The sequence below is a fragment of the Bradyrhizobium sp. B117 genome, from assembly GCF_038969555.1.
Lineage (GTDB): Bacteria > Pseudomonadota > Alphaproteobacteria > Rhizobiales > Xanthobacteraceae > Bradyrhizobium.
This window is the reverse complement of record NZ_CP152414.1, coordinates 2,547,123-2,559,984: the sequence shown is the minus strand read 5'-3', so window position 1 is coordinate 2,559,984 and position 12,862 is coordinate 2,547,123. Positions and strand designations below refer to the sequence as shown.

The 12,862-nt window shown below is 64.8% G+C and carries 12 protein-coding genes; 3 read left to right on the top strand and 9 right to left on the bottom strand.

Translation table 11 applies throughout. From position 1 onward, the window contains the following. Positions 1-20 precede the first annotated feature (20 nt). The 4 genes from AAFG16_RS12415 to AAFG16_RS12400 all read right to left on the bottom strand — a co-directional run bounded on the left by AAFG16_RS12415 (position 21) and on the right by AAFG16_RS12400 (position 3,742). Positions 21-1,490 carry a YncE family protein gene (locus AAFG16_RS12415; protein WP_342739316.1) on the bottom strand — a complete coding sequence of 490 codons (1,470 nt, stop codon included), beginning with the start codon at positions 1,488-1,490 and terminating at the stop codon, positions 21-23. A 9-nt stretch (positions 1,491-1,499) separates the two neighbouring features. Next, entirely contained in the window at positions 1,500-1,922 is a 423-nt protein-coding gene (locus AAFG16_RS12410) for a DUF305 domain-containing protein (protein WP_283086859.1), read from the bottom strand. Positions 1,923-2,138: 216 nt separating this feature from the next. Then, positions 2,139-2,924: an ABC transporter permease gene (locus AAFG16_RS12405; protein WP_283084810.1), complete on the bottom strand. Its 786-nt coding sequence runs from the start codon at positions 2,922-2,924 to the stop codon at positions 2,139-2,141. Beyond that, positions 2,924-3,742 (bottom strand): ABC transporter ATP-binding protein, encoded by an 819-nt coding sequence (locus AAFG16_RS12400; protein WP_092212534.1) that lies wholly within the window; start codon positions 3,740-3,742, stop codon positions 2,924-2,926. Before AAFG16_RS12400 ends, AAFG16_RS12405 begins: the two co-directional genes overlap by 1 nt. Before the next feature lie 144 nt (positions 3,743-3,886). Between AAFG16_RS12400 and AAFG16_RS12395 the strand changes: the two genes are divergently transcribed. Further along, positions 3,887-4,669, top strand: coding sequence for an ABC transporter ATP-binding protein (locus AAFG16_RS12395; protein WP_342739315.1), 783 nt, complete (start codon positions 3,887-3,889; stop codon positions 4,667-4,669). Beyond that, positions 4,666-6,225, top strand: coding sequence for a glycine betaine ABC transporter substrate-binding protein (locus AAFG16_RS12390; protein ID WP_342739314.1), 1,560 nt, complete (start codon positions 4,666-4,668; stop codon positions 6,223-6,225). Before AAFG16_RS12395 ends, AAFG16_RS12390 begins: the two co-directional genes overlap by 4 nt. A 148-nt stretch (positions 6,226-6,373) precedes the next feature. Here AAFG16_RS12390 and AAFG16_RS12385 read toward each other — a convergent pair whose 3' ends face one another. Both AAFG16_RS12385 and AAFG16_RS12380 read right to left on the bottom strand, forming a co-directional pair. Next, positions 6,374-8,086, bottom strand: coding sequence for a sulfatase-like hydrolase/transferase (locus tag AAFG16_RS12385; protein ID WP_342740897.1), 1,713 nt, complete (start codon positions 8,084-8,086; stop codon positions 6,374-6,376). A 265-nt stretch (positions 8,087-8,351) separates the two neighbouring features. Further along, positions 8,352-8,921, bottom strand: a complete 570-nt coding sequence (locus AAFG16_RS12380; protein WP_342739313.1) for a TetR/AcrR family transcriptional regulator — start codon at positions 8,919-8,921, stop codon at positions 8,352-8,354. Between the two features lie 190 nt (positions 8,922-9,111). On the opposite strand from AAFG16_RS12380, the gene AAFG16_RS12375 reads away from it, so the two are divergent. Then, entirely contained in the window at positions 9,112-9,732 is a 621-nt protein-coding gene (locus AAFG16_RS12375; protein WP_342739312.1) for a hypothetical protein, read from the top strand. A gap of 9 nt (positions 9,733-9,741) precedes the next feature. On the opposite strand, the gene AAFG16_RS12370 is transcribed toward AAFG16_RS12375, so the two are convergent. From AAFG16_RS12370 to AAFG16_RS12360, 3 genes are all read right to left on the bottom strand, one after another. After that, positions 9,742-10,590, bottom strand: coding sequence for an SDR family oxidoreductase (locus AAFG16_RS12370; RefSeq protein ID WP_283084804.1), 849 nt, complete (start codon positions 10,588-10,590; stop codon positions 9,742-9,744). Positions 10,591-11,105: 515 nt separating this feature from the next. Further along, the gene (gene ilvC / locus AAFG16_RS12365) at positions 11,106-12,125 is read right to left on the bottom strand and encodes a ketol-acid reductoisomerase (protein WP_027560506.1); all 1,020 of its coding nucleotides are present in this window, start codon (positions 12,123-12,125) and stop codon (positions 11,106-11,108) included. A 132-nt stretch (positions 12,126-12,257) separates the two neighbouring features. Continuing rightward, the gene (locus AAFG16_RS12360; protein ID WP_342739311.1) at positions 12,258-12,860 is read right to left on the bottom strand and encodes a LysE family translocator; all 603 of its coding nucleotides are present in this window, start codon (positions 12,858-12,860) and stop codon (positions 12,258-12,260) included. Positions 12,861-12,862 lie beyond the last annotated feature (2 nt).

The window sequence follows — 12,862 nt, the reverse complement described above, 5'->3', positions numbered from 1 at the left end:
CCCAGCCGTCCGGCAGGATGTCATTGCGCCTCGATCTGAACGGCCTCGCCGGGCGCGGCTGCATCGCCGGCGGCAATCACCAGATAGCGCTTTGCAGCCGCAGCCGACTGGTCGACGATCTGTCGGATCGGGCCGGCCGCGTTGACGATAGCGGATCCGGCCGGATTGGTCATGAACGCCGCCAGCGGCTGCAACGGTCCACTTCCGTCGCCATGCTCCGCCAGCGCGAGCACATATTTCTGCTTGGGCTGCAGTCCCGTCACCGACGCCTGCAAGATCTGAATCAGGCCTTGGTCGAACAGCGACACGCTGGTCGGCGCCTTGCCGTCCTTTGCACCATCTTTCGAGGCGAGCGACAGGTGAGCCACCTGGCCGGCAACGCCGAGTGCCTGAAGGTTCTGGCGGTCATCGGGGTTGGGCGCAGCATTTGGAACATAGGCGATCGCCTGCGGCGCCTGGCCGATCGGAACGTTCCCGACCACCGTGTTGTTCGCCGTGTCGATGGCCACCAGCGCATCGGCGTTCTCCAAGCCCACATAGATCCGGGTGCCGTCGCCGGACGGCCAGACACCGTGCGGCAGATTGCCAACCGGGATCGTGGCGACAAGCGAGAAGTCGTCGGTGCGGAACACCTTCACTTCGTTCAGGCCGCCGATGGTGACATAGGCGAACGTTCCCTTGGCGGTATGCGCGAAGTTGACGTGATTGGTGATCGGACCGGTGTCGATCGTCTTGATCGCGTTGAACGGGGGCTTGGCATTGAACACCTGCGTACGGCCGACGTCCTTCAGCGTGAACCAGACCTGGCTTCCATCCGGCGTCGCCGCGATGTTCGGGCAGAACGGGCTTTCCTGCTTCACCTTGGCGATGATCTTGTGCTCGGCCACCGCGACGACGTCGGTCTCGGGATTGAACGACGAGCAGATGTAGCCGTACTTGCCGTCTGGTGAGAAGATCTGCATGCCCGGCCCGTTCGGGGTGGTGATGCGGGTCTTCTCCTTGAAGCTGATGGGATCGATGACGGAGATGTAGTTCTCGCCGCGCACGGTGACCCAGACCTCCTTGCCGTCAGGCGTGAAGAACGCCTCGTGCGGCGATCGTCCGACATAAGTGATGTGCTTGACCGCGTTGGTCGCGGTATCGATGAACGTCACCGAATTCGAGCCGATCGACACGACGGCGAGCGTGCTGTGATCGGGCGAGAAGCCCATGCCGTGCACCAGCACCTGCCCCTTGTAGAGCGGGCTGAAATTGCCGGGCTGCGGGTCGCCCAGCCGGATCACGCCAAGCAGCTTGTTGTCGACGGGGTCGGTGACCGAGACCGTGTTCGAGAACTGTTCCGCGGCGTAGACGCGGTCATGGTGGCTGACCGGAATATCGGGGGCGGACAGTGCGCCGGGCGCCTGCCCTGCCCATGCGACGGAGCCAGTGGCGAGCATGGTGGCAGCCAGGAAGATGCTCTTCATCATATTGCCTCGTGACATGGTCATCTGCGGCTCCTACTTCTTCATTCCATTGGACATGTCCATCTGCATGCCCGGATGATGATGGCCGGCAGCGACGGGAACGGGTGCCGACTGGGTCGGAGCAGGCGTGGTGTCCGTGGCCGGCTCGCCAATGGCGAGCTTCATGGCCGCGATCTCCTGCATCTGGTCGACGATGATTTCCTGGGCGATGCGCCGCAACTGCTCGTTCTTGCCGTAGCGCAGTTCGATCACCGCCATGTCGATCGCGCCCTGATGATGCGGGTTCATCATCGCGACGAAGTCGCGGTCGACATCACCGGTCGGCTTGACCGCCATGTCGTTCATCATCTTGGTCATGGCGGCTTCGTTTTCTTCCAGGAACGCCCGTTCTTCCGCACTTTGCGCGGCCGGCGGGGCGGCTGGATGGGCTTCATGCGCGAACGCGAGCGGAGGCATCGCGAATGCGACCAAAATGCGCGCGGCAAGCAACGCCGTGCCGAGGCCCGGCCGGGGCCATCGACATCTGCCTGCGAGCGTTGCTAAGGCGCGGCGAAACTGTGAGGATGGCATCGAAAACTCCCATGCGGGTGGTTGCATGGGGGTTTGACGCGTGGGCGCGCGTTCTATTCCGGCCGGCCAATCACATAAATGTCAGCGGCCAAACGAGGCGGTTCAGCCGCGCCCGTCCACCGTCGGCCGCCACACCAGCAGCCTGCGCTCAACCAGCGTCACCCCGAAATCGATCAGGATGACGAAGACCGACAGCACGAACATGCCGGCGAAGACGCCGGCGACGTCGAACACGCCCTCGGCCTGTTGGATGAGATAGCCGAGCCCCGCCGCCGATCCCAGATATTCGCCGACGACAGCGCCGACCACGGCGAAGCCGACCGAGGTGTGCAGCGAGGAGAACATCCAGGACAGTGCCGAGGGCCAATAGACGTGCTGCATCAGCTGCCGCTCGCTCATGCCGAGCATGCGGCCGTTATCGAGGACGGTGCGGCTGACCTCCTTGACGCCCTGATAGACGTTGAAGAAGACGATGAAGAACACCAGCGTCACGCCGAGCGCGACCTTGGACCAGATGCCGAGGCCGAGCCACAGCGCGAAGATCGGCGCGAGCACGACGCGCGGCAACGCGTTGACCATCTTCACGTAGGGATCGAACACCGCGGCGACGATCGGCTGGCGCGCGAACCAGAAGCCGACAAGAACGCCACCGAGCGATCCGATCACGAAGGCGAGGATCGATTCGGCGAGCGTGATGCCGAGATGCTTCCAGATCACGCCGGAAGCGAACCATTTCACGATCTGGCTGAAGACGTCGAACGGGTTGGAGAAGAAGAACGGCGGCAGCAAGATCTTGCCGAACACGGGAACGGTCGACAGCACCTGCCACAGCACGATGCAGACGACCGCGACCAGGACTTGCAGCGCAAACAGCGTCGGGCGCGACATCAGACCGCCTCCGCCGCGTGAGTGGATTGCGCGTAACCCTTCATCACCTCGTCCTTCAGCACGCTCCAGATCTCGCGATGGAGGGCATGGAACTCCTTGTCGAGCCGCACCTCGAAGATATCGCGCGGGCGCGGCAGGCTCACGCGCCAGTCGCCGATGATCCGCGAGGACGGCCCGGCCGACATGATCACCACGCGATCGGCGAGCGCGATCGCCTCTTCGAGATCATGGGTGACGAACAGCACGGCCTTGCGGTCGGCATTCCAGAGGTCGAGCAGCAGATTGCCCATCACCTGGCGGGTCTGCGCATCGAGCGGCCCGAACGGCTCGTCCATCAGCAGGATCTTCGGATCGCGGATCAGCACCTGTGCCAGTGCCACGCGCTTGCGCTGGCCGCCGGAGAGCATGTGCGGATAGCGGCCGGCGAAGGCGCCAAGACCAACCGAGGTCAGCCATTTCTGCGCCCGCGGCAGCGCCTCGGCACGCGGCGTGCCTTTGATCTCGAGCCCAATCGCGACATTGTCGAGCGCGGTCTTCCAGGGGAACAGCGCATCGGCCTGGAACAGGTAGCCGGCATCCCGGTTCAGCCCTGCCAGCGGCCGGTCGAAAATCTTGACGTTGCCGGCGGCAGGCTTGAGCAAGCCGGCGGCGACGTTGAGCAGCGTCGATTTCCCGCAGCCGGTCGGGCCGACGATGGCAACGAACTCGCCCTGCGCCACCGTAAGATGCGCCTTCTCCACCGCCGTATAGACCCGCCCGTCCCCGAGCCGGAACGCAACCTTGGCATCTTCCAGCGCCACTGCCGTGGGCGTTGTCATGTGTTCCCTCCAGACTTGATCCGATGCCTTAGCCGCTCGCGCCGCCAAGTTCAATCAAGCCGCCAAGCGTGCTACGCATGGGCTCTTGCCGTGCTCTTACCCTCCCCGGGAGGGGGAGGGTAAAGAAGAGCGAGTCCCGCCCCGATGTCCTCCAAAGCTGCCATCAGCTACCAGCGCGTCACCAAGAGCTTTGGCCTGCTCAAGGCCGTGGATGACGTCTCGCTCGACATTGACGAGGGCGAGTTCGTGGCCATCGTCGGCGGCTCGGGCTCGGGCAAGACCACGTTGCTGCGGCTCGCCAACCGGCTGATCGAGGCCGATGCCGGCACCATCACGGTCGAAGGCGAGGACGTGCTAAACGTCGATCCGGTCGCACTGCGGCGGCGGATCGGCTATGTCTTCCAGAGCGGCGGGCTATTCCCGCATTTGAGCGTCGCCGACAATATCGGGATCACGCCAAGATTGCTGGGCGCGCCAGCGGCGGATATCGCGGTGCGGGTCGACGAGCTGCTCGAGCTCGTGCAGCTCGACCGCAGCGCCCATCGCGACCGCCTCCCCGAAGCGCTCTCGGGCGGTCAGCGGCAGCGCGTCGGAGTGGCGCGGGCGCTGGCGGCGCGCCCGCGCATCGTGTTGATGGACGAGCCGTTCGGCGCGCTCGATCCCCTCACCCGCGATGCGCTCGGTGACGACTATCGCGCGCTGCACAAGAAGCTCGGCCTGACCACCGTCATGATCACGCACGACATGACCGAGGCCATCCTGCTGGCCGACCGCATCGCGGTGATGCGCGGCGGCAAGCTGCTGGCGCAGGGCACACCGGCGGAGCTGTCCAAGAGCAGCGACGCCTATGTGCTGGAGCTGCTGCGCACGCCGCGGCGCCAGGTCGAGCGGCTGAACGCGCTGCTGCCGCAGAGCGGTGCGGCATGAGCCTCCTCAATGATCCGCGCTGGGGCGAGGCGCTGGCGCATTTGCCCGACTATCTCGGCAACCATGTGCGGGTGAGCCTCGCCGCGCTGGCGCTCGGTCTCGCGGTCAGTCTGCCGCTGGCGATTCTCACGCGCAACAGCCCGGCGCCGCGCGCGGTCCTGCTCGCGCTCGCCAGCGTCGTGCAGACGGTACCGGGGCTGGCGCTGCTTGCACTGTTCTATCCGCTGCTGCTGCTAGCTGCCTCGGTCACGCTCTCCTGGTTCGGCGTCTCCTTCTCCGCGTTCGGCTTCCTGCCGGCGATGCTGGCGCTGGCGCTCTATTCGATGCTGCCGGTGCTGCGCAACGGCATCACCGGCCTCAACGGTATCGATCCGGCGCTGATCGAGGCTGCCAAGGGTGTCGGCATGACCGCGCGGCAGTCGCTCGTCATGGTCGAACTGCCGCTGGCACTGCCGGTGATGATGGCGGGCATCCGCACCGCCGCGGTGTGGGTGATCGGCACCGCGACGCTCTCGACACCGATCGGGCAGACCAGCCTCGGCAATTACATCTTTGCCGGGCTTCAGACCCAAAACTGGGTGTTCGTGCTGTTCGGCTGCCTTGCCTCGGCACTGCTGGCGCTCGCCGTCGATCAGCTGCTCGGCCTGATCGAAAGCGGCTTGCGCCGACGCCGCCGCGTGCGCACCGCGCTCGGCGGTATTGGAATTGCGGCGCTGGTCGCCACGACGCTGGTGCCGACGATGGCGCGCTCGCCGCAAAACTATGTCGTCGGCGCCAAGACCTTTGCCGAGCAATATGTGCTGTCGGCCCTGCTCCGCGACCGCCTCCAGGCGGCAGGTCTCTCCGCCACTGCGCGGTCGGGCCTCGGCTCCAGCGTAATCTTCGAGGCGCTGAAGGCCGGCGACATCGACCTCTATGTCGACTATTCCGGGACGCTCTGGGCCAATCAGCTGCACCGCACCGACATCAAGCCCCGCGCGGAACTGCTGGCTGACCTGAAGACGGCGCTCGCCAAGCACAACATCACCCTGCTCGGCGAGCTCGGCTTCGAGAATGCCTATGCGCTGGTGATGCCGAGGAAGCGCGCCGAGGCGCTTCACATCCGCAGCATCGCCGATCTCGCCGCACACGCGCCGGCGATGTCGATGGCCGGCGACTACGAGTTCTTCTCACGGCCCGAATGGGCCGCCCTGCAAAAGGCCTATGGCCTCTCGTTCCGCGCCCAGCGCCAGATGCAGCCGGACTTCATGTATGCGGCGGTCGCCAGCGGCGAGGTCGACGTGATCGCCGGCTACACCAGCGACGGGCTGATCGCGAAATACGATCTTGTCGTGCTCGACGATCCCCGGCACGCGATCCCGCCTTACGACGCGATCCTGCTGCTGGCGCCAAAGCGCGCCGGCGATGAGAAATTGCAGGCCGCGCTCAAGCCGTTGCTCGGCAAGATCGACATCGCCACCATGCGCGAGGCAAACCTGCGCGCCAGCGGCAATGATGCGAATTCATCGCCGGATGCGGTGGCGAAGTGGCTGTGGGGGAAGGTGGGTGAACGTTAAGCTAGCATTTCGTAGGGTGGGCAAAGGCGCGTAAGCGCCGTGCCCACCACAACGGAATGGTGGGCACGCTTCCGCCTTCGCTCTCCGAGCTACGGCGGACAAGTCGCTTTGCCCACCCTACGATCTCTACGATTCTGGATGCCGGTCCTCACAGCCCCCGGATCATCCCGGCATTGATCAGCAGCCGATTCAACCGCCGCGCCTCAGCGCCGTCCTTGCAGCCGTAGAAGATGCCCTTGCAGCGGAGCATGATCTGCTTCTGTTCGGCGAAGGACGGATCGAGCGGGATGCCGGCGGCCTCCTGGATCACCAGCGGCAGATAGGGGCCGTCGACCGTGTCCATCACGGCCTCGGTTTTGACCGGCGCGAAATTGACGGCATCGATCGCGTAATAAGTCGCGTAGAGGCGCGGATCGTAGGCGTCGAGCTTCTTGCCGATCGCGCCCTCGTCGAGCCCGGGCTCGAGCAGGTTCGGCGCGAACTCCGGCTGATGATCGCCATAGCGCACGATCAGGAACGGCTCGCCCGGAAAGTTCTTCTTCAGCCCCGCGACGAACGCCTTGTACTGCTCGGCGCTCATCGCCTGGCGGCGCAGATATTCGTCGATGGACGGCACATTGCCCGGCGCACGCCAGCTCGGCAGCAGGTCCGGACGGTAGCGCGTCTCCCAGGGGAAATGATTGGCGCCGAGATAGATGAAGGTGAACAGCGGCTTGTTCGGCGGCTGCTGGCCCATCAGCTGCAGCGCCTTGTCATAGAAGAAGCTGTCGGGCTCGACATCCCTGGCGCCGAGGTCCTTCGCGTCGAGGAAGCGCTCGACGCCGGTCGTCAGCTGAAAGCTGCGCGCGCCCATGAAGCCGCCATGGGCGGGATAGAGCGACATCGTATCGTAGCCGCAGCGGCGCAGCGCCAGCGGCAGGCCGCGCTCGACGCGGTTCGAGGCGATGCGCGTCACGAAATAGGCGAAGCGGCCGAACGAACGCGAGGAGAGTCCCGCGAGCACGTTGTATTCGGTGAACCAGCTCGGCCCGCCATTGCTTTCCGCTAGGAAGGTGCGCTGCCTGCCGTCCCAGGACTTGAAATGGCTGCCATAACCTACCGGCACCTTGATGCCATCAGCGGCGCGGATGTCGAAGCTCGATTCATCATGGATCATGATGATGTTCGGCCGGCGGCCGGCGGGATGGCAGGCATCGACCAGCGGCATGTTGAGCCGCTCGTTGGTGGACGCGGCAGATTCCATGAATCCATATTGCGCGAAGTCGGAGACCGCGGTGACGCCGGAGCGGAAGAACTTCGAGAGATAGCCGTCGTCGTAATAGCCGCGCCAAGCCTCATCAGGATGATAGAGCGAATAGCCGACCAGCGCGGCAAGACAGGCGAGCTTGCAGGCGAGCGCGGGCAGGCGCCGGATCCGGAACGGATCGAGCCACCACAGCGCGTACATCAGCGGCAGCGTGACGAGGCCGGCCCCGATCACCGACCAGCGCAGGTTCGGGAAGATCGTGAACAGGAACGCGACGGTGTCGCGGTCGATCATCATCAGGTCGATGAAGTTGACCGTCATCTGCACCACGTCGTGCTTGAGGCGCGACAGCAGCACCAGCACGACGACCATGGTCAGCGACAGCGCGCCCGACAGCGCCGGCCGCCGCAGCAGCGTGATCCAGAAGAAGTTGAGGATGCCCCAGGCCAGCGCGAAGGAAAGACGCGAGCCGAAATCGGTCTCGGTCTCGTACATCAGTGCCAGCGCGGCGAGATGCGGCACCGCGACCGCGAGCAGCCGCCAGATGCCGAGCGCGGCGACGCTCGCCAGCACGGCGGTGGCGGCAGAAGGACCTGGATTGGGCGCGGACGCCATCGACGACACGCAACTTCCTATCCGGTGCGGTGATGCCAAGCCGTCGAGCCGGCCCCAGGACGGCTGCGGCGTCCGGCGCAGCCGGAAGCCTGCACCGTGTCACAAAACTGTAACGGAACCGTCACGGGCAGGCAACGCGATCCGGCGTCCGACCTTCGCTTAATGTTAGCAACGCGCGAATGTGCCGCACGCTTCGGCGCATCTCATTCAACACCACCCTCACCCTGAGGAGCCCGCGCGCCTCCTCACCATGAGGGTCGGATGGCTAGGCCTTCGCGATCCCGGCGATGAACAGGTCGATCACCGCTTCCGCCATCCGGTCGACCTCGCCCGCCGCCACGCCCCAGCGCGGAAAGTGGCCGTCCAGATTCATGCGGGCGAAGCCATAGACCAGGGCGCGGCCGGCGATCTGGATGCGCTTGAGGTCGGCCGACCGCAGCAGGCCTTGACTGGCGGCTTCAGCCAGCATCTGCTCGGTCAGGGCGATCAGTTCGGCGTTGTCGCGGGTCAGCTCGGTGGAGCTGCCATGGGCGAAATAGCGTCCGGTGGAGATGATCTCGAAATGTGCGGGGTTGCGCATCGCCCAGCGCAGATAGGCGAGGCCGAAGGCGCGAAAGCGGCCGAGCGGATCGGCGGCCGGTGCCTCGCCCAATGCCGCCTGGATCTCGATACGAAAGCGCCGCTGCGCCTCCTCGGCCACCGCCGCCATCAGGGCATCGCGGCTCGGGAAGTGCCGGAATGGCGCCCCCGGCGACACCGCGGCACGGCGCGCAGCCTCGCGCACCGAGACCTCGGCCCCCTCTTCTGCCAGTTGCAACGCGGCATCGATCAGCACGCGGCGGAGGTCGCCGTGATGATATGGCCGGGCTTCAGGCGTCTGGCGGCGGGCGCGCGGTTTGGACGGCTGTCTTGCAGGCATGGCGCTTCCTAGCATCACCCGAACGTGAATGTAAGCAGCGATTACACCGTTGACGGCTTCGCGGCAGCAAAATGTAATCGATGATTACATAACGGAGGAGATTGCCATGTCACAACGTCAAGGCTGGTTCGAAGGCTGGCGGCTGCTCGTCGTATTCACCCTGAGCCTGATCGCGCTCAGCCTGTGGATCGCCTCGATGCGGCAGTTCGAGGTCGAGGGCGTGCGCATGGTGATCCGTTTCACGGCGCGCAGCTCGCTGCTGCTGTTCTGCCTCGCCTTCAGCGCCGCGGCTTTGGCCCGGCTGTGGCCCAACGCCTGGACGCGATGGCAGCGCCGCAACCGCCGTTATCTGGGCCTCAGCTTCGCCGCCTCCCACGCCATCCACGCAGTCGCGATCGTCGCCTTTGCCAGCATGGATCCGGCCGGCTTTGCCGAGGCCACCTCAGCCGCCTCCTTCATCTTCGGCGGCATCGGCTATGGCTTCATCATCTCGATGAGCGCGACCTCGTTCGACCGCACCGCGGCGCTGCTCGGGCCGCGCGCCTGGCGCGCGCTACACCTTGCCGGCGGCTATTACCTCTGGTTCCAGTTCATGGTGTCGTTCGGCAAGCGCGTGCCGGCGATGCCGCTCTATGCGGTCTTCCTCGTTCCGCTGCTCGTCGTGATGGCGCTACGGCTGATCGCAATGGCCGCGCGCCCGCGCGGGCAAACCGTGGCGGCGGGCTGACGAGCCGCCTTATTGTGGCAGCAGCCCGAGCCGCTTGGCGATGATGCGATCGAGCGTCCGTTTCGGCAGCACGGCGCCGATCAGATGACGCAGCGGGTCCGGCGTGATCTGGTAGCGCACCTTGGGGCTTGCCGCGGTCAGCGCCTCGAACACGATTTCGGCGATGCGCTCGGCCGGCAGGCCCTTGGCGCCGAGCTCCATCATGAACGCCATGACCTTGTTCAGTGCCGGCAGATAGGGCGAGTTCTGGTAGACGGACAGATCGATCTCTTCCGCCTTGCTCCAGATCGGCGTCTTGACCGCACCGGGGGCGACGATGATGACGTCGATACCGAACAGCATCAGCTCGCGGCGGAGGCTTTCCGACAATCCCTCGATGGCATGCTTGGAGGTACAGTAAGGCGCCGACAACGGATTGCCGTTCCTGCCGGCGACCGAGCTGATCATTACGATCCGCCCCTTTGGTCCCTTCAGCGACGGGTCGGCGCCGAGCAGCGGCCCGAAAGCCTGCGTCGCGATCACGGGGCCGATGACGTTGACGTCCATCTGACGGCGGAAATCATCCGCCGACAATTCGAGCACGGGGCCGGCGACCGCGACGCCGGCATTGTTGACGAGGCCGGCCAGGGTCTCGCCGCCGAGCGCCTCGCGAACTCTTCGCGCAGCAGCGAGGACTGCTGCCTCGTCGGTGACGTCGAACAGAAGCGCCGTGAAGTTTGGGCCGAACTCACCCTGGAGCCGCTCGGCATCGGCCTGCTTGCGAACGCTGCCGAAAACGCGATAGCCGCGGCCGATCAGGAATTTCGCAACGGCCCAGCCGATGCCGGTAGACACGCCGGTGATGACGACGGATCGCATGGTCCCCTCCCCCTCGAGTTCCCGGGATCATGCAGGAGAAGGGCGCACGAGCGCAATGGACGGGGGGTCTCAGGCCGCGCAGCGACGGCGCTTTCCACGCAAGCGAGGCGCCGCAAGAAGGTGCAGCGGATGCGGAATCTTAGGATGAAGTGGCACGCGAACGGCGCACAGCGAGACGAAGCGCGCGATGAGACAGTGAATGAAGAGCCGAATCTTTGACTCTGAAGACACTGGGCTTTTGGCGATCGCGGACGTCCGAAGAAATTCTGAGAAGCGACGCGAGAACAAGAATGTGGTTTAAGCGTCAGTTCTTGCTGCTCGGAGAGCAATTCAACTCGCGAAGAATTTGAATGAAGCAGCAATGCTTCGCGCGAGATGGAAAGAGCGAGACCGCCATTTGCGATCTCGCTCCAAGGTAGTGGCGAAGGTTTAAGATTTGGTTTGGCGAGCGAAGCTTGTGGTTTCGCTCTCGTGTCCGACGCGGCGTAAGCGATACGCCGCGTTACGACGACGGCTCAGTTCTTCGACTTGTCGACCAGCGCGCCCTTCTTGATCCAGGGCATCATGTCGCGCAGCTTGGCGCCGACTTCTTCGATCGGGTGCGCGGCGAGCTTGGCACGGGTCGCCTTGAACGAGGTCTGGTTGACCTTGTTCTCGAGCATCCAGTCGCGGGCGAACTTGCCGCCCTGGATGTCCGCCAGAACCTTCCGCATCTCCTTCTTGGTCTCGTCGGTGATGATGCGCGGACCGGTGACGTACTCGCCGTACTCGGCGGTGTTGGAGATCGAGTAGTTCATGTTGGCGATGCCGCCTTCATAGATCAGGTCGACGATCAGCTTCACTTCGTGCAGGCACTCGAAATAGGCCATCTCCGGGGCGTAGCCGGCCTCGACCAGGGTCTCGTAGCCGCCCTTGATCAGCTCGACCAGACCGCCGCAGAGAACCACCTGCTCGCCGAACAGGTCGGTCTCGCACTCTTCCTTGAAGGTGGTCTCGATGATGCCGGCGCGGCCGCCGCCGACGGCGGAGGCGTAGGACAGGCCGAGGTCATGGGCGTTGCCCGAGACGTCCTTGGCGATCGCGATCAGGCAGGGCACGCCGCCGCCGCGCTGATACTCCGAGCGCACGGTGTGGCCGGGGCCCTTCGGCGCGATCATCAGCACGTCGAGGTCGGCGCGCGGGTCCAGCAGGTTGAAGTGGACGTTGAGGCCGTGCGCGAACACCAAGGCTGCGCCCTTCTTCATGTTGTCGTGCAGGTGGTCACGATAGATGTCGCCCTGGAGCTCGTCCGGGGTCAGCATCATGACGAGGTCGGCCCATTTGGCGGCCTCGGCGACTTCCATCACCTTGAAACCGGCGGCTTCCGCCTTCTTGACCGAGCCCGAGTCCTTGCGCAGCGCAATGGCGACTTCCTTGACGCCGGAGTCCTTCAGGTTGAGCGCATGGGCATGGCCCTGGCTGCCATAGCCGACGATGGCGACCTTCTTGCCCTTGATCAGGTTCAGGTCGGCGTCGCGATCGTAATAAACACGCATAGTCGTTTCCTCGTTGCGGGCCGAAATCGGCCGATGGTCAGTGTCCGAAGGGTGAAATTTGCGGATTTCGGGGGCTGTCTAGAGCATTTCGGCCCCTTAGGGAAACCCGTTTCTGCATGGAAATCCGCGACATCATGCATCCATGAAAACGGGGTAGAGGGAGGCGAGCAGCAGGATCGCCATCAGGATATTGAAGGCGCGGACCAGCCGCTCGGAAGTCAGGACGGGCCGCAGGGCAGTGCCGAACAAGGCCCAGACCACGGTCGAGACGGTGCCGACCAGCAGGCTGATCAGGGTCTGGATCGCGATGTTGAGGGGGAATTGGGCGATCGCCGCATAGGCGGTGATGGTGCCGATCACGATCACCCAGCCCTTGGCGTTGATCCACTGGAACATGGCCGCACCCCAGAAGGTCATCGGGCCGCGACCATCCTCCTCGCCCGGCTTGGCCGGACCCGACATGGCGATCACGACGGCGAGGTAGATCAGGTAGGCGGCGCCGGCATATTTCAGGATGGTCTGGAGGATCGGATAGGCCAGGAAGACGGTGCCAAGCCCAAGGCCGACGGTGGCGACCATGAAAGCAAAGCCGAGCACGATGCCGACGATGTGCGGGACGGTGCGGCGGAAGCCGTAGGTGAGGCCCGACGACAGCAGCATGATGTTGTTCGGCCCGGGCGTGAAGTACATCACGACCATGAAGGCGAGGAAGGCGTAGAACAGCGAATAGGTCATCA